We start from the raw sequence: 16,717 nt of genomic DNA, 5'->3' as shown, positions 1-16,717 counted from the left end.
CAGATTCCATTAAAATTTGTACTTTTTGCTAAATAGGCAATATAAAAGGCTCAACTACGTTAGTTAACGTAATTGAGCCTTTTTTAACTTTTCTTTAGAGCTTGATTATTAAATTAGTCTAACAAGTCAAACTTAAGTATTGCTAGATTATGGCCTTCATTTACCATGTTACCCAGCAGTTCAATGGTGTTGTCGTAAACTTGATCAGCCATCTTTTGGTTGGCTGCAGTTAATAAATCTTCAGCTTCTTTACCTGACAGACCTGCAACTTTTTTATCAGTTTCATGTTGAATGAAGTGACATTGGGCCAATGATTTTTGCTCAAAGTCATTTTCTAGTTCACCGTAGACCTTAAAGTTAGTGTCACCTAATTGTGCTGTTAATTTGTTCAACCAGAAAATTTTATTCAAATCAAATTTAGGACCAGTTTGGAAGCTGGCTGGCGTGTCGTTGACATTCGTGTAGAATGGGACGAAGCTGTTAAAGGTATTTGGACCAAAACAAAGCCATTGCACACCGGCAATCTCTTCTGGAACATCATTTCTAACTTGCAAAATATGGGTTTCGAAGTTACGGTTTAGTGCAATTGGACGGTAGGTTTTCTTTTGCTCAGGCGTACCCTGATCACCGTATGGATCAAATGGGGTATCTTGATAGTGTGAACTTTCAACAAAACAAATATCCTCAATACTAATCTTGCGGTTTGCGTAGCAAATAAAAGGTTGATCCTGATCAGTTGGCTTGCCGCCGAATTCTGGATCAAAGTAATTGTGAACAAACCAGGCACGAGGATTGTTGTAGTGGGCATCCTTAATAGTTGAACTACCAAAGATATGACGCATGTTGTAACCTTCACGGTCAGGGTTGAGGTGATATTCAGCGATTAAATCTTCTAAGGTATCATCAGCTAAAAAACCATCTTTATCAAAGTAGAATTCATCAATGTTTAAACGGTTAGGAGCAACAACGTAGGCATCATCAGGAATACGACGTGCAATCCAGTGGTGACCACCAATAGTTTCTAGATACCAAACTTCATCGTGGTCGGCAAAAGCCATACCGTTCATTTCGTAAGTACCATATTTTTCCAGTAAATAGCCGATGCGCTTAACGCCATCAAGCGCGCTGTGAATATAAGGCAATGTTAAAGTAACAAAGTCTTCTTCACCAAGTCCACCCTCAGTAACCAGTGGATCAATCCCTTGAATACGTGCGTTAGTGGTAATAGTTTCAGTAGCAGTCATTGCCACGTTTTCTGAATTAATTCCGGCTGCAGCCCAGATGCCGCTTTCGCCAGAGACATCAGGTGCACTGGTATAACGTAAAGGCTTTTCAGCTAAGTCTTCATCATCAATCTTTTGGTGACTAATGACACTTTCATAATGTTTTGGTTGTTTTTCCGGTGTAATAAGTTCAAAACCTTCAGGAATTATTTCACGGCCACCGTCTTCACTTCTGGCAATCATAGCTGAGCCGTCAATGGTGGCATTTTTACCGACAAGAATAGTCGTACATTCTGCTTTTTTCATCTTATCTGTCCTTTCAAATTACTTAATCTATATTGTATTAAAAAAGGCGGGTTGTTTGCAAAAAAATAAGTAAACTTAAGCCTAAATTATTATTACTTTTTCGAATTAAAGATTTTAACTAAAATATAATTTTGGTGTTTACTCAAAATGTAAAAGATGTTTTACTAAAAATGTCCGATATGTTTGACAGGAGAGTGAACTAGTGAAAACAGAATTGCTCAATTGCGTAAAGAGCAGGGATACTCACAGGCTCAATTAGCAGAAGCTGCTCATGTTACTCGGCAAACGATCAACGCTATTGAAAATGATAAATATGACCCATCTTTAGGACTCGCTTTTTAGTTAGCTAAGATATTAGAGGTAACGGTTGACGAATTATTTTTAATATGAAGGCGAAAAAAATGATTAATACAAAGAAGAATATTATTTATGGTGCGTTTTCATACTGCTACCTTGATTGGCAAAAACCGGTAAATTATTTTTGTGCTATATCGCTGTGGCATTGTCCGCAGTGGTGAAATGAGAGAAATAAGCTGATGACTATAGAAAAAATTTTACAAGAAAAACTGCAAGCTGACTTAACAAAGATCACGCACGAGTCACAAAACAGCACTTTTGTTGGTGATAGTGCAAAGTTTAAGCAAAAAATTTTTGTCAAAGTCTTTGCACAAGCAGGAAAATTCTTAACCGAAAAAGCTGTTAATGAGCAACTAAATACTCGGGTATTAGACTCTTTTGTTGTCAAGCAGACGCAACAATTTGTTTTGGTCATGAAAGATTTGGCGCCTTCTGATATTAAAGAAGAAATCAATCCTGATATGGCATTTAACATGGGCAAAGAATTGTCTCACTTCCATCAAAAAGTCAAACCATTTTCTGGCATATACCTAAATAATCGGTTGTTTGAGAAAGCAAAATTTGACAGCAATAGTTTGCAGAATGAAGAAATTAAAAGCAGATTGCTGCAAGTGTTAGCTTTATTTACAGCACAAAAAGCGGATATTGCAGAAGATCTAACAGCTCATGCAACTACTGTTTTACATGGGGATGTAGGTTTACGTAATTATAAAATTGTTAGAGGGCAACTGAGTTTAATTGATTTTGAGCGCGCTCGCATGGGGGTAAATTATCAGGACTTCATTAAACTTTTTTACCAAGATTTTAGATTAAATCAAAAACTAATTGCTTCCTTTATAAATGGGTATAGAAAATGTGGTGAAGAAGTAGCAGTTACTCCTTTGACGCAGTCCTTTCTAATTTTTATAACTGCGATTGGAATTATGAAATATACTGAGAAATTGCTGACAAGCCATTTAAGCAAATTGGTAAACAAATGCTGGCAACCTGTTTTTCATTTTTAGGTATCGGCAGTCAAGATAACAACAAAGTTAACATGCACGTTTTAATATTTACAAATTAAAAAAGTATCTTCTTATTTTGAAGATACTTTTTTGGTGCAAACAAAATTGTCTCAAGGGTAAAAACAATTTTATTTACATGATATTTGCAGTTTGAGTTTTTTGTTTTGCCTTTCTATCACCCCCTTTAAGTAAGAAATTCAGAATAGTAGCTGACAAGCTGGTAATTACGATCCCATTACTTAGAAATAATTGGACAGTAGCCGGCAGGTTTTTGAAAAATTGGGGATAAATAGTAACGCCAAGTCCAAGTCCAACTGAGATGGCAATAATTAGCACATTATTGTTATCACTGAGGTCAACTTTAGCTAAAGTCTTAATGCCTTGAACAGCAATCATGGTAAACATGACCAGCATGGCACCACCTAAAACTGGGGTAGGAATGATTGTTACCATAGCGCCAATTTTAGGCAACAATCCCATAGCCATCAGTAAGCCGCCTGCCCAATAAATCGGACGCTTGGTTTTAATACCGGATAATTGCAAAAGACCGACATTTTGCGAAAAAGTGGTATAAGGAAAAGCATTAAACAAACCGCCAAAAATCTGAGCGATACCTTCTGCACGGTAGCCTTTTTTCAAGTCTTCTTCGGTCACGTCATGGTGCAAAAGATCACCAATTGCAAAGAATACTCCGGTAGACTCAACCATTGACACTAAAGCAATAATGATCATTGTCAGGCTGGAAGACCATTCAAATTTTGGTACGCCAAAGTAAAAGAGTTGAGGTAAGTGAAACCAAGATGCTTCCATGACAGGAGTGAAGGAAACGAGACCCATGCAAGCGGCAATGACAGTTCCGGCAACAAGACCGATTAAAACTGAAATTGATCTGATGAATCCTTTAGTCCAAATTTCTAATGCCAAGATGATAAACATCGTGCAAAAAGCCAGAAAGAGATTTTGACCACTGCCAAAACTTTTAGCAGCAGAATTGCCACCACCCATATTTTGAATTGCCACTGGAACAAGTGTTAAACCAATAGTGGTGATTAAAGTCCCTGTTACGACAGGGGGAAAGAATTTTTTAATTTTAGCAAAAACGCCTGAGATTAAAACGACAAAAATGCCGGCAACTATAATGGCACCATACATGTCGTTAATTGAGAATTTCTGCCCAATCATTTGCAAGGGGGCAACTGCTTGAATGGCGCAGCCCAAAATGACTGGGAAGCCAATACCAAAGTACTTATTGCGCATTAATTGCAAAAGTGTCGCAAGGCCGCACATGAAAATGTCAATTGAAACTAGATAGGTCATTTGTGCAGGAGAAAATTTTAGTGCATTACCAATTAGAAGGGGTACAGCGACTGCCCCGGAATACATTGCTAATAAGTGCTGTAAACCTAAAACCGCTGCTTTTTGCTGGCTAACTTCTTTTTCTGCCATTATTTTTCCCCCACAAAATGTACTTGATTGTTAGCTAAACTAGCGATTTCTGCTAATGCTTCAAGGCGATAGCCGTGTTCTTTAAGCCAGTCGCTACCGCCTTGGAAAGTTTTTGCGACTACGATACCGACGCCAGCTACTTCAGTACCAGCTTGGTTAGCAATATTAATCATGCCTTTAACAGCTTCTCCATTTGCTAGAAAATCATCGATAATTAGCAGGCGATCATCTTGTTCCAAAAATTTTTGTTCAACACAAATCTGGTTGGTGACTTTTTTAGTGTAAGAATAAACATCTGCCCAATATACCGCGTCATTTAGTGTTGCAGGTTTTTTCTTGCGGGCAAACACCAGAGGCACATGCAATTCGTAGGCTGTCATTACTCCGGGAGCGATTCCAGAAGCTTCACAAGTCAAAACTTTTGTGATGCCACTGTCCTTAAATAGTTGACTAAATTCTTCTCCGACTTTCTTCATTAGTTCGGGATCTACCTGATGATTTAAAAACGAGTTGATTTTTAAAACGTTACCGGGTAAAACTTCTCCGTCACTGCGAATCCGGTCTTCTAATAATTTCACTTTTTCCTCCTTCATCACAAAAAGGGCTTTTTCTACCAAAACTATGGTAAAAAAAGCCCTTTAAAGCAGCAAATAGCCGCACAAAATGCTATATTATCCATAGTTCAGAATTTACGGTTCTGAGTAGAAACTGCCGACCTCATTACGGCAATATATAGATATTTATTTTCCTGTTGCAAGCATTGTAACAGAGTCGCATAATATGTGCAAGACCAATTTTAAAAGTGAATCTCGAATTATTTATATGATTACTTTTAAAAATATTCGTGAACTAATAGTGCTACGCTAAAAAATTGTTGACCACTGAACTATTTCTTAGTAAAGTTGATATTGTATTGAAGAAGGTTAGTAAAGGAGCTTGGATGTCGGTGAAAAAGAATATTAGTGATTTTGATGAAATTATAGTACTAGATTTTGGTAGTCAATATAATCAACTAATCACACGCAGGCTGCGGGACTTTGGGATTTATTCCGAGTTGTTGCCGCATGATATTAGTATGGACCAAATAAGGCAGATTAACCCCAAGGGCATTATTTTTTCAGGTGGGCCCAACAGTATTTATGACCAAAACGCTTTGAAAGTAGATCCTGCAATTTTTAAATTGGGCATTCCTATCTTAGGCATTTGTTACGGGATGCAACTAATGGCTTCTTATTTAAACGGCAAGGTTGAAAAAGCGGATAATTCTGAATACGGTCGTGCCGACATTGAAGTTGAAGATACTAACTCCATTTTATTTGCTGGGTTGCCCAAAGATGAATACGTGTGGATGAGTCATGGTGATTTGGTTACTGGTGCGCCTGCTGGCTTTGAAACGGTTGCTTCAAGTAAAAATTGCCCGATTGCCGCTATTGCTAACGATCAAGCTAAAATGTATGGTATTCAGTTCCATGCGGAAGTGCGCAATACGCAGTATGGTCTTGATATTTTGCGTAATTTTGCCTTTAAAGTCTGCGGCGCTATGGCTGACTGGTCAATGACCGATTTTATTGACCTGCAAATTGCTGAAATTAGAAAAACTGTAGGTAATAAAAAAGTAATTCTGGGACTATCAGGTGGAGTAGACTCCAGTGTCACGGCGACACTTTTACACAAAGCAATTGGCAATCAGCTGACGGCTATTTTTGTGGATCACGGTATGTTGCGCAAAAATGAAGGCGATGAAGTAATGGCTGCCTTGAACCGTGATTTAGGCGTTAACATTATTCGTGTAAATGCCCAAGAGCGCTTTTTAAATAAACTGAAAGGTGTCACCGATCCAGAGCAAAAACGGAAAATCATTGGCAAAGAGTTTATTGAGGTGTTTGCGGACGAAGCCAAGAAAATTAAGGATGTAGACTTTTTAGCCCAAGGCACCCTGTACACCGATGTAATCGAGAGTGGCACGAATACTGCCCAGACGATTAAGTCGCACCATAACGTTGGTGGGTTACCTAAAGATCTGCATTTTAAATTAATTGAACCATTGCGCAAGTTATTTAAGGATGAAGTGCGTGAACTGGGTGAAAAATTAGGTATTCCGCATGATTTGGTTTGGCGTCAGCCTTTCCCAGGACCTGGTCTAGGCATACGCGTTATTGGCGAAGTAACTGAGGATAAACTCAAACTGGTGCGTGACAGTGATGCAATTTTGAGGGATGAAATTAAAAAAGCCGGTTTACAGGAAAAAGTGTGGCAATACTTTACCGTCTTACCCGGTATCAAGTCTGTTGGTGTGATGGGTGACGGTCGTACTTACGACTATACCATTGGTATTCGTGCCGTTACATCAATTGATGGGATGACCGCTGATTTTGCTCGCTTGCCATGGGATGTTTTGCAAAAGATTTCAACGCGTATTGTTGATGAAGTGCCAAACATTAACCGCGTAGTCTACGATGTCACCAGTAAGCCACCATCAACAATTGAATGGGAATAATAAGATAAATTAGCTTTGCTAGCTACTAGGCTTTCAAAGCTTTTTATTTTCACTCATAATTTTTATTAGCGAGCGTGTTTAATATTTTTAATTTATAAAAAATGTTAAAATAGTTCCTTTAGTTGTTTAAAACAAATTTAATATCATAAAATAATTTTAAAGATTGCATTAATGTGAATTTTTGAGGAAAATAAAAGTATAAATGCGTATTAATTAGGGAGGTGTTTTTAATGGTAACTAGATTAGGCATAAATCCACATACTTTGTCTTATTATATTGATAATTCTGGTGTTTCCAAAGATTATTTACAAATGAAAGTTCAGAACATTGATGCTTTTTTAGATGGCAGTAAAAACCCTACTTTTAATCAGCTTTCAAAAATTGCTAAACTTATTGATGTGCCGACTGGTTTGCTGCTTCTTTCAGATCCAGTTGAGGCCAATAAGAATACACTTAAATTTAGAACGATTAATTCAAATCGTATTGAAAAGATTAGTAATGAACTTAGAGATACGATTATTGAAATGCAAACAAAGCAGGAATTTCTCCGAAATGAAATAGATTATGAACTTGATTTTATTGGAAAATATTCAGTTAAAAGTGAATATCAGCAAGTTGTAGATGATATTCGCAATTATCTCAATATTCCGATTAACTATCAGAAAAATGTGGGAAAGAATGCGTTGAAATATTTTAGAGATAAAATGAGTCAAATAGGCATTTTTATCTTCTTTAATGGATCGGTAAAAAGCAACACGCATCGAAGTTTGTCGCTAGATGAGTTCAGGGGTTTTGTCTTAAGTGACAAAAAAGCACCTGTTATTTTCGTTAATTCTAAGGATAGCGAAGCAGGTCGATTATTTACACTTGTTCATGAATTAGTTCATCTTTTTCTTGATCAGGAAGAAATACTCAGTTTAGTTGATGCAGGATCATACAAGTTTGATCGCACAGAAGCTTTTGTTAATAAAGTTACAGCCGAAATATTGCTGCCAGATGAAGAAATTAGAAAACTAAATAATTACGATATTGAATTTTTAGCTCACAAATTTCCTGTTAGTAAATTTGTCATTGTACGTAGATTATATGATATGAACATTTTGACAAAAAAAGAATATGATGAAAAGGTTTCACAGTTAAAAAAAGAATTTGCAAAAATTCCGCCAAGAAAAAAATCTAAGGGCGGAAATTATGATAATAATATCAGGTTTCACTTTGATCAGACTTTTGTGCATTATATTGAAAATGCCATAAAACAAAATAAGATTACTTATACTGACGCTTTTAATATTGCTGGTGTCAGTTATAAGTCGTTTAAGATTCTGACGGGGGGCAGAATGTAATGGAAAAATATTTGCTGGATACTAATATCTATATAAATTTTTATGAACGGTATTATCGGGTAAAGTATTTTCCAAGCTTTTGGGCTAAGCTACCCGCCATTTTAAATAAATATGTTGTCATTCCCGAAATTGTGGTTGATGAAAACTACCAAGACCCTAAATTTAGAAAATGGTTGGACAAAAATTATTTAAAAGAAATAATAAACCATAAAAACTATGCAATGCAATGGGCACAAGTACTACAATATATTGATGACTGTGAATATTATAAAGAAGAAGCTTTATCAGCTGACAGAGGATGGGCACATGAGAAAATTGCAGATCCTTGGCTTATTGCTATTGCAAAAGAAGAAAATTTAACAGTTGTAACAAGCGAAATTCGTAATCCTAATTTGCATAATCCAAATGGTAATAAGGCTGCAAAAATACCTGATGTGTGCGATGATTTAGAAGTTGGTTGCATTGATATGAATGATTTCTTTGAAAAAATCAATTTGTGCATTTGAATTTTTAGACCGAGCTAATTATTTACTAAACTAAAAATATCAAGAGTTGAAAAACAATCAGACATAATATTTTGAAAACAAATTGGTGCTAAACTAATTTGTAAAAATTAATCTTGTTCTGGTTGTTTTTCATATATAAGCTTTTGAAAAAAGGAGCAGCAAACATGAAAAAAAATACAATATTTCAACACGGGACTATGCAAATGCTAGTTGAAGGTTTATTGGAAGGCACTTTACCCCTGCGAGAATTGTTAAAACATGGCAATATCGGCATTGGAACTGGTGATGGCGTTGATGGTGAATTAGTGATATTAGACGGTGTTGGTTACAAAATAGATGTTAGTGGTCCGGCTGTGAAACTGCCAGATGACTTTAAATTAACATATGCTGACGTTAGTTTTGCCGATTATCACAAATTAAAAAACTACCAAAATATTGGATTGGCGGAAATGCTAAAAGATGTTTTGACCAAAAATACTGCCCAAAATCAATTTTTCGCAATATTGACTAAAGGTGTTTTCCAAAAAATTCGTACAAGTTCTTCTAAAAAATCACGTAAGCCATATCCGTCTTTAGGAGAAATAGCTGAAAATCAAGTGGAGTTTGAAGCTGAAAATATTTCAGGCACAATGATTACTTATTACACCCCAACTGTTTTTCAAGGTGTTGGTGTTTCAGGATTTCACAATCATTTTTTGGCCGACGATTTAAGCTTTGGCGGTCATGTTTTGGCAACTACAATGAAAGATGTAACAGTCAGCGTTCAGCCAATAGAAAACTTTGAATTGCATTTACCGATAGATAATCAGGAATTTTTAAATGCCAATTTAAGTGACACCAGCAAGTTGGACAATGTTATTTCGAAGTCGGAATAATTTTTAACTATTTTTTAATATAAAATCATGCTATAGTATTAACTTATAAGTAGATCAGGTATTAAATTAATCTATAGGAGCATCTATTGGATTTAGGATTAAATATATATAAACAACATGAGTCAGTTGATAACGAACAGACACTTGGGAGAATTTCCTTAAATTCTTCTGACATGTATAAAGTGATGCGTTTAGATGGCAGTGAAAATAATGCCATTCCTAAAAAACGGTCAGAGCAATTTCTGGTGGGTGATTGGGTAACCTTAGACCCACAAATAGATTTTGATTTAATTAATGAGCGCCTTCCGCGTTATAGTACATTAGGTCGAATAATCGGTGAAGAATTTCATGCTCAAGAAAAAGATTCGGCAAGCAATATTGATCAGCTGTTTATTTGTTTTTCAATGAATAAAAATTTAAAGTCTTCACGTATCAACCGTTTTCTTTATGCTTTAAAAAAAGAAAATGAGTATCAAACATCAATAGTTTTAACAAAATCAGATCTTTTCCCAGAGAGCCTGAACCTTGCCCAACAAATTGCTGATAAATTAAAAATACCAGTTTTTTGTACTTCATGTATCACTGGAAAAGGATTGGCTGAATTAAGTTCAAGTATTTTGCCAGGGCAAACTGTTTCTTTTTATGGTAATTCAGGAGTTGGAAAGTCAAGTTTGATTAATGCCATTGCTCAAAAAGAATTGATGTCTACAAACCGTATCAGTGCAAAGACTGATAAAGGCAGGCATACAACAACGAGCTCAAGATTAATCCCAATTGAACTTGGAGACTTTGTTCTAATTGATACACCGGGAATTAAAAGTATGGGCGTTAGTGGTGGCAATCTGAAGCAAGTTTTTCCTGAGATTGCCGATCTCTCTGAGAAGTGTCGCTTTAATGATTGTAAGCATATAGATGAGCCTAACTGTGCCGTTAAAGAAGCTGTTAACAATGGAACATTAGAGCGAAAAAGTTTACGATCAGTTCATAGCTTTGGAAAAAGAAAGTCAAGTAACTAAAGGGTACTTAGATCAAAAATTGGCAAAGAAATTAAATAAAAAGGCTGAGTTTAAAAAGGCAACCATTAACTACCATCATTATCATAAACCGCCAATGTAAAATTTTAATCACTTTAACACTAATTCTTTTTAAAGAATTAGTTTTTTTATAACCAGCGATTATATTTCATCTGCTAATTTGACACCTTTACTCATTCATTTTATTATTAGATAAATTTAATAAAATTGATTTAGTATGAAATGAAAGACGCAAGCATATGACATTAAGGGGACTGATTAGCTCCAATAAACAACGAGCAATTTTTATTATTTTACTTTATTTTATTTTCGCTGTTACCGGCTCACTTGACCAATATTTTTTTCAATTTGCAGTTAACGGACTAAGCGTTGGCAATTTGCCCGTTTACATTCGCTGGCAATTAATTGAATTTATCCCGGTAGTTTGTGGTGTATTTATTCTACCTTTAGCGACTTACCTTTTTAACGCACAGATTCAGGAATATCTTGATCAAATAAGAGGGCAAATGGTAGACCATTTTTATACTGAAAACGATGCGACTGTGGCGCAAATGCAGAACTATCTGCAAAGCAATCTCGATACTTTAACCAGCGATTTTGCTCTGCCATGGGTTAATGTTCTTAGTAATTTATTTATCATCTTGCTTTCTGCTGGCGTCCTTTTTAGCTTAAATTGGTCTTTTGTTTTACTAACTGCAATTTTTGTTCTAATAGATTTAAGCTTGCCCAAAATAATGGCGCGCATGACTTCAGAGGCAAGTAGAAAAGTGATGAAAAATACTAGCACTTTTTTAACTGGTATCGGTGAATGGATCAATGGTTTAAATGAACTGCGGCGGTATCATGCTTGGACGATCTTAAATAAAGAAATGAGCAGCTACGCTGAGAAGTTGGAAAAGTCTAAAGTCAATCAAACCAACAAAAACTGTGCTTCCAATACAATTAATGGAATTGGTAATACTTTAGGGCAAATGTCGATTGCCTTTTTAGCAGGCATCCTATTTTTAACTAGTCAAATAAAAATTGGGGCGGCATTAGCTTCGACTTCTTTTGCTTTTGGTATTTTTTCAGCTGTATCCTCTATTACAAGTGCTGCCGTCAAGATTAAATCAACTAAAAATATCAATCAAACTACGACTAGCCTGATTTCTAACACTAAATCAAGACAAAAAGGTTCATCTACTCAAATTGCCCAAATTGAAATAAAAAATTTGGCGCTTAAATATCCTAATGGTCCAATAATTAAATATCCCGATTTTGTGGTCAATAAGGGTGAAAAAGTTTTGCTTGCAGGCGATAGCGGAACTGGCAAGTCAACACTCTTTCAAGCTCTTTTGGGTAAGATCAAGCCCTATCAAGGGCAAATTATTTTTAGAAATAAAGCAGGGCAGATTTTTCAACCAAATTTAAACCGGATTAGTTACATTGCTCAAGATCCGCAATTGTTTCCAGGAACAATTGCGGAAAATATCGTGATGTTTCACCAGCAGTTGTTGGATCAAGTACCTAACTTAATTAATAAAGTGCAATTGCAGAGCGACATTGCGAGATTTCCCCAAGGAACTGATACCCAAGTTGATTTGGATAAAAATAATTTATCCGGTGGTCAAAGGCAAAAGATTATCCTTGCCAGATCAGAAGTTTTCGCTGATGAAATTATTTTGCTGGACGAAGCGACAAGTGCCATTGATAGTAAAGCAACTAAGCAAATTATTGCTGAACTTGTTCACACTAATAAGACTGTGATCATGATTGCTCATAATCTTAATTCTGAAGTTAAAAATATGTTTGATAAAACGATTCGGTTAGCAAGCCAGAAGGAGAACCACAATGACTTTTAAAAACTTCTTTCATACCAATCGAATTCGTTTCATATTCATGGTGCTTTTTAGCCTCTTGCAACCCTTTGTTTTAATCGGGGCATCTTACTTAAATATGTGGGAATTTACCGCCTTGCGCCAACATGACGGTCAAGCGTGGCTGTTAATCATTGCTTTTACTACGTTAGCTTATCTCTCATCGTATGCTTTTGACTGGGGTTCCGAATATTTACTGACACGACAAGTTCAAGAATTTAATCACACGTTAAGAAGCAAAATGGTAAGTCACATCTACCATGACCGTAAAAATTATCAAACTTCGCAAGTTAAAAATCGTCTGACCAATGATCTTAATACGGTTAATGATCAGTCTTTTAACTTAATTCCGGTCATTTGCAATTTTCTGGGTTATGTTATTTTCTCTGTAATTGCCCTGCTAACGATGCACTGGAGTTTGTTGTTGCTCATCCTAATTTCGGTAGCAGTTTCCCTTGTTTTACCTAAAATAATTGAAAAGCCGCTGCAAAGAGCCACGGAAAAGGTTTCTCATCAAAATAGGCAGTATTTGGATCTGATTGAAAAATGGCTAAGTGGTATTGCTGAGTTAGAGCGGTATCTTGCCGGTGATAAATTAACTAGCGTGATGCACAAGGGTGCCTGTGACTTAGAAAAGGCCAACCTCAAACAGACAAGGGAACAACAAATTCTATCCATTATTACTAACGGTGTTGCGCAAGTTATGATCCTGATTTTGTTCGTCTGGACTGGTATTTTAATTAAAGGCGGTCTGGTTACGTTTGGTGCAATTGCAGTTATCGGTAATTTTAGTCATTATATTTCGCTGGCAATCGAATACTTGCCATTCTATTTTGGCTTAATTAAGGGCACTAAAACTTTAAGAAATAAGGTTACCGCAGCAACTGTACCAGTAAAAACTGATGAGCAAAATTTGGCAACACCTTATGCTTTTAGTACAAATAATTTGGCAATTAGTTTTCCTAATGGTGAAACTTTGAATTTCCCTGATATCACTGTCAATTGTGGCGAAAAAATTTTACTATCAGGTGATAGCGGAACAGGCAAGTCAACTTTGTTTAAACTAATTTTAGGGATTTTGCCACCGAGTTCGGGAAAAATAGCATTTAAGAATCAAGAGGGAAAAGTGATTAAACCTGATTTGGCTAAAATTGGCTATATTGCCCAAGAACCTGTTTTATTTCCCAGCACTATTAAAAACAATATCACTATGTTTGATTCCAAGTTAAATCAACTGGCTGAACCTGCTGCAGTTGCCGTTGGATTAAAACCAGATCTGACACAATTTGCTCAGGGGTTAGAAACCAAAGTAAATTTGCAAAAACTGAATGTTTCAGGTGGACAAAGGCAAAAAATTATTTTGGCGCGCGCGCAAATACATGACAGCAAAATTCTGTTAATAGATGAAGGCACAAGTGCAATTGATCAGGAAGGGACCAGAGCAATCCTGCAAGAACTTCTTAAAATGCCAGGCACTGTCATTTTTATCGCCCATAATTTCGATGAAAAATTGCAGCAATTATTTGACCGCGAGATTCATTTAAGTAAATAAGTTAATTTTGAACACTAAAGGCGTTGACCAAAAATTTGATCAACACCTTTTTTATTTTTGTGTCTTAATTTTATCTTTTTGTGATTACTATTTTGTCTCTTATTATAAAATGCGCTACAAATTTTATTTGAACTAGTATGCTTAATTCAAATTAAGGAAGAGGTGTCACTATGTTAATTGAAACACAAGGATTAACTAAAAAATTTGGGAATAAAATTGCCGTTAATAAAGCTGATATCCGAATAAAGCAAGGACAATTAGTGGCGTATTTAGGTACGAATGGTGCAGGCAAGTCAACCACAATAAATATGTTAACAGGACTATTAAAACCAACTTCAGGTATCATTTCAAAAGCCTCAAATCTTAAAATTGGAGTAGTTTTTCAAAATAGCGTTTTAGATAATGTTTTAACAGTCAAGGATAACCTTTATTTAAGGGCACAGATGTATCGTAAATTTTCTAATGAGTGGCTTGAACACCTAATTGATTTGATCGGCATCAAAGAATTTTTAAATCAAAAATTTAGCACTTTATCAGGTGGTCAAAAAAGAAAGGTAGACATAGCTCGAGCATTGATTTGTAACCCGGATTTGCTTTTTTTAGATGAACCGACTACAGGACTTGATATCCAAACAAGAAATGCTATTTGGAAATTATTGACTAAACTGCAGCAGCAACAAAACCTTACTATTTTTTTGACAACTCATTATTTAGAGGAGGCAGAAAATGCTGACCAAATGTATATTTTGGAAAATGGTAAAATTCTTGCCAGTGGCTCTGCAGCTGAAATTAAGACCGAATTTGCCCCTAATAAATTGATTCTTACTGTTAAGGAAACCAAAATTTTACAGATTAAACAAAAAGTTATTCGACTCAGTCAAGATCAAGTTGCGATTGACATATTATCCCCTCAAGAAGCAATTGAAATTTTAAAAAACAATCAAGAAAATATTATCGATTTTTCATATCGCAAAGGAACAATCAATGATGCCTTCCTTCAGATTACCGGAAAGGAGATACATTAAATGTTTGCATTATTTCGTAGAAATTTGAAAATTTATTTCTCTAACATTCCTGCTGTATTCATGTCATGCTTGGGTGCACTGATATCTTTCTTTATTTATATTGGCTTTTTGCAAAACAATTTAAAATCCAATTGGCAAAATTTACCTCACGTTACTAAAATGTTAGATTTATGGATGATAGCTGGCATTGTTGCGGTTTCTGGTATTACTACTGCTTTCCAGGCTTTGGGGCAACAAGTAAGTGACCGCGAAACGCGAGCCGACGCTGATTTTAAGCTAACAGGCATATCACAGTTTGCACAAAATTTTGCTTACATTTTATCCGGTACAGTTGTTAGCTTTTTTATGCAAATCATTACTTTTATCGTAATGGCATTGTACTTTTCATTAGTTGATCACGTGACGATTCCTCAAAAAGCACTTTTACCCGGATTGCTTTTTATTTTATTAGGCGCTCTGGGGGCGACTTTATTAGATGAAGTTATCGCTTTTTTCATGCATTCCAGCACTACTTTTAATCGGTTTTCTGCCGTCCTTGGCGCTGCTGCTGGTTTTGCCGTTGCAACTTATTTACCTTACGGTATATTGGTTTCTGGAGCACAAAATTTGGTAAAATTAGTACCAAGTAGTTATGAAGCAGCTGCTTTAAGAGGTGTTTTACTTAAGCAGACACTAGCAACTTTTCCAACCAACGTAAAACGGCATTTAATTAATTATTTAGGAATACAGTATAAAATTAATAATAATAGACTAAATAATATGTTTGTTTTACTTTTAATGATTGCAATACTAATTTTAGTAATTATTTTGCTTTCATTTATCACTGACAGAAGGCGCAATAAGTAAAGTGAAGATTGAATTTAAGGCCGATTCTGCTTTAAACAAACAAGACATTGAAGTTGAAATTAAAGCAGCTCAAAAAAGTGAAGTAGTTAATGATTTAATTAATTATTTGCATAAATTTGGTGAAAAAAGGTATGATCTTTTACCAGTTAAAGTGGAAGACAGAATAGTAACCATTAAACGAACAGAAATTATCAAAGTAGAAATCCAGACAACAGATATTACGTTTTATACTACTAAAAACATGATAAAAACAACTGGTCGATTATATCAGGTACTAGAAAAACTGGGTGATGGGTTTATCCAAGTTTCGAAACATGGCATTATCAATATTAATTTTCTGGAATCGATAGAAGTAGGCTTTGCAGGAAATATGATCGCACTTTTACAAAACAATCTAAAAGCTGATGTTTCCAGATTGTATTTGCCTGCATTAAAAAGAGAGTTGGGTCTGTAAAATGAGAAAATTAAGTAATTTCATTAACTATTTCTTTACCGGTGTGGGCTTTGGTGCAGCTACTTATTTGCTAATATTGACTTTTGCTTCTCCTAGTATTCCTACCCGTTTAGGTGTTATTTCCGTTTTTATTATTTCAGGGTTAATAGGCATTTTATCAATGATTTTTGCGATAGATGTACCACCTGCTATTGCCTTTAGCGTTCATATCATAGGGACATTTTTGCTGGTGTTGTTAATGTGCTGGATAAATAAGTGGCCGATTAATTTTTGGTTGGTTGGTGTCTTTGTCTTAGTTTATATTGTTATTTGGCTAATCGTTATTTTGTCACAGAGGCAGACTGTAAAAGAAATTAATTCGAGTATTAAAAAAAGAAATGCGAAAAAATAAAT

At 35.5% G+C, this 16,717-nt stretch carries 16 protein-coding genes and 1 riboswitch; of the genes, 13 read left to right on the top strand and 3 right to left on the bottom strand.

Annotated elements, in window-relative coordinates; translation table 11 throughout:
• Positions 1–113 precede the first annotated feature (113 nt).
• A complete protein-coding gene (locus tag LDM92_RS03560) occupies positions 114–1,529 on the bottom strand; it encodes a C69 family dipeptidase (protein WP_223902045.1) in 1,416 nt (471 codons plus the stop codon).
• 213 nt (positions 1,530–1,742) lie between these two features.
• Between LDM92_RS03560 and LDM92_RS03555 the strand changes: the two genes are divergently transcribed.
• Entirely contained in the window at positions 1,743–1,871 is a 129-nt protein-coding gene (locus LDM92_RS03555) for a helix-turn-helix transcriptional regulator (protein ID WP_223902197.1), read from the top strand.
• A gap of 194 nt (positions 1,872–2,065) precedes the next feature.
• Complete coding sequence (locus tag LDM92_RS03550; protein ID WP_223902044.1) at positions 2,066–2,890, top strand: phosphotransferase; 825 nt, start codon at positions 2,066–2,068, stop codon at positions 2,888–2,890.
• 132 nt (positions 2,891–3,022) lie between these two features.
• On the opposite strand, the gene LDM92_RS03545 is transcribed toward LDM92_RS03550, so the two are convergent.
• Both LDM92_RS03545 and LDM92_RS03540 read right to left on the bottom strand, forming a co-directional pair.
• Positions 3,023–4,336 (bottom strand): nucleobase:cation symporter-2 family protein, encoded by a 1,314-nt coding sequence (locus tag LDM92_RS03545; RefSeq protein WP_223902043.1) that lies wholly within the window; start codon positions 4,334–4,336, stop codon positions 3,023–3,025.
• Positions 4,336–4,914: a xanthine phosphoribosyltransferase gene (locus LDM92_RS03540; protein ID WP_223902042.1), complete on the bottom strand. Its 579-nt coding sequence runs from the start codon at positions 4,912–4,914 to the stop codon at positions 4,336–4,338. Before LDM92_RS03540 ends, LDM92_RS03545 begins: the two co-directional genes overlap by 1 nt.
• A gap of 80 nt (positions 4,915–4,994) precedes the next feature.
• A riboswitch (purine riboswitch) is annotated at positions 4,995–5,092 on the bottom strand.
• Between the two features lie 184 nt (positions 5,093–5,276).
• Between LDM92_RS03540 and guaA the strand changes: the two genes are divergently transcribed.
• The 11 genes from guaA to LDM92_RS03485 all read left to right on the top strand — a co-directional run bounded on the left by guaA (position 5,277) and on the right by LDM92_RS03485 (position 16,715).
• Positions 5,277–6,833, top strand: coding sequence for a glutamine-hydrolyzing GMP synthase (guaA, locus tag LDM92_RS03535; protein WP_223902041.1), 1,557 nt, complete (start codon positions 5,277–5,279; stop codon positions 6,831–6,833).
• 230 nt (positions 6,834–7,063) lie between these two features.
• On the top strand, positions 7,064–8,176 hold the full coding sequence (locus LDM92_RS03530) for an ImmA/IrrE family metallo-endopeptidase (RefSeq protein ID WP_223902040.1): 1,113 nt from the start codon (positions 7,064–7,066) through the stop codon (positions 8,174–8,176).
• Positions 8,176–8,682 (top strand): DUF4411 family protein, encoded by a 507-nt coding sequence (locus LDM92_RS03525; protein WP_223902039.1) that lies wholly within the window; start codon positions 8,176–8,178, stop codon positions 8,680–8,682. The genes LDM92_RS03530 and LDM92_RS03525 overlap by 1 nt, the downstream gene beginning before the upstream one ends.
• 164 nt (positions 8,683–8,846) lie before the next feature.
• On the top strand, positions 8,847–9,557 hold the full coding sequence (gene budA / locus LDM92_RS03520) for an acetolactate decarboxylase (protein ID WP_223902038.1): 711 nt from the start codon (positions 8,847–8,849) through the stop codon (positions 9,555–9,557).
• Positions 9,558–9,643: 86 nt separating this feature from the next.
• Positions 9,644–10,573 carry a ribosome small subunit-dependent GTPase A gene (gene rsgA / locus LDM92_RS03515; RefSeq protein WP_223902037.1) on the top strand — a complete coding sequence of 310 codons (930 nt, stop codon included), beginning with the start codon at positions 9,644–9,646 and terminating at the stop codon, positions 10,571–10,573.
• Positions 10,574–10,830: 257 nt separating this feature from the next.
• The gene (locus LDM92_RS03510) at positions 10,831–12,432 is read left to right on the top strand and encodes an ATP-binding cassette domain-containing protein (RefSeq protein ID WP_223902036.1); all 1,602 of its coding nucleotides are present in this window, start codon (positions 10,831–10,833) and stop codon (positions 12,430–12,432) included.
• Positions 12,422–13,999 carry an ATP-binding cassette domain-containing protein gene (locus LDM92_RS03505; RefSeq protein ID WP_223902035.1) on the top strand — a complete coding sequence of 526 codons (1,578 nt, stop codon included), beginning with the start codon at positions 12,422–12,424 and terminating at the stop codon, positions 13,997–13,999. The genes LDM92_RS03510 and LDM92_RS03505 overlap by 11 nt, the downstream gene beginning before the upstream one ends.
• Positions 14,000–14,169: 170 nt before the next feature.
• A complete protein-coding gene (locus LDM92_RS03500) occupies positions 14,170–15,024 on the top strand; it encodes an ABC transporter ATP-binding protein (RefSeq protein ID WP_223902034.1) in 855 nt (284 codons plus the stop codon).
• A complete protein-coding gene (locus tag LDM92_RS03495) occupies positions 15,025–15,870 on the top strand; it encodes an ABC transporter permease (protein ID WP_223902033.1) in 846 nt (281 codons plus the stop codon). It begins immediately after the preceding gene.
• Between the two features lies 1 nt (position 15,871).
• Positions 15,872–16,324 carry a LytTR family DNA-binding domain-containing protein gene (locus tag LDM92_RS03490; protein WP_223902032.1) on the top strand — a complete coding sequence of 151 codons (453 nt, stop codon included), beginning with the start codon at positions 15,872–15,874 and terminating at the stop codon, positions 16,322–16,324.
• A gap of 1 nt (position 16,325) precedes the next feature.
• Positions 16,326–16,715: a DUF3021 family protein gene (locus LDM92_RS03485; protein ID WP_223902031.1), complete on the top strand. Its 390-nt coding sequence runs from the start codon at positions 16,326–16,328 to the stop codon at positions 16,713–16,715.
• Positions 16,716–16,717 lie beyond the last annotated feature (2 nt).

Source organism: Lactobacillus laiwuensis (genome assembly GCF_019972835.1).
Taxonomy (GTDB): domain Bacteria; phylum Bacillota; class Bacilli; order Lactobacillales; family Lactobacillaceae; genus Lactobacillus; species Lactobacillus laiwuensis.
This window is presented reverse-complemented; position numbering and strand designations above follow the sequence as displayed.

Excerpts from the sequence above, each read along its gene's own strand:
- LDM92_RS03560 (WP_223902045.1), bottom strand. The coding sequence starts at position 1,529 with ATGAAAAAAGCAGAATGTACGACTATTCTTGTCGGTAAAAATGCCACC.
- LDM92_RS03550 (WP_223902044.1), top strand. The coding sequence starts at position 2,066 with ATGACTATAGAAAAAATTTTACAAGAAAAACTGCAAGCTGACTTAACA.
- LDM92_RS03545 (WP_223902043.1), bottom strand. The coding sequence starts at position 4,336 with ATGGCAGAAAAAGAAGTTAGCCAGCAAAAAGCAGCGGTTTTAGGTTTA.
- guaA (WP_223902041.1), top strand. The coding sequence starts at position 5,277 with ATGTCGGTGAAAAAGAATATTAGTGATTTTGATGAAATTATAGTACTA.
- LDM92_RS03530 (WP_223902040.1), top strand. The coding sequence starts at position 7,064 with ATGGTAACTAGATTAGGCATAAATCCACATACTTTGTCTTATTATATT.
- LDM92_RS03525 (WP_223902039.1), top strand. The coding sequence starts at position 8,176 with ATGGAAAAATATTTGCTGGATACTAATATCTATATAAATTTTTATGAA.
- budA (WP_223902038.1), top strand. The coding sequence starts at position 8,847 with ATGAAAAAAAATACAATATTTCAACACGGGACTATGCAAATGCTAGTT.
- LDM92_RS03510 (WP_223902036.1), top strand. The coding sequence starts at position 10,831 with ATGACATTAAGGGGACTGATTAGCTCCAATAAACAACGAGCAATTTTT.
- LDM92_RS03505 (WP_223902035.1), top strand. The coding sequence starts at position 12,422 with ATGACTTTTAAAAACTTCTTTCATACCAATCGAATTCGTTTCATATTC.
- LDM92_RS03500 (WP_223902034.1), top strand. The coding sequence starts at position 14,170 with ATGTTAATTGAAACACAAGGATTAACTAAAAAATTTGGGAATAAAATT.
- LDM92_RS03495 (WP_223902033.1), top strand. The coding sequence starts at position 15,025 with ATGTTTGCATTATTTCGTAGAAATTTGAAAATTTATTTCTCTAACATT.
- LDM92_RS03485 (WP_223902031.1), top strand. The coding sequence starts at position 16,326 with ATGAGAAAATTAAGTAATTTCATTAACTATTTCTTTACCGGTGTGGGC.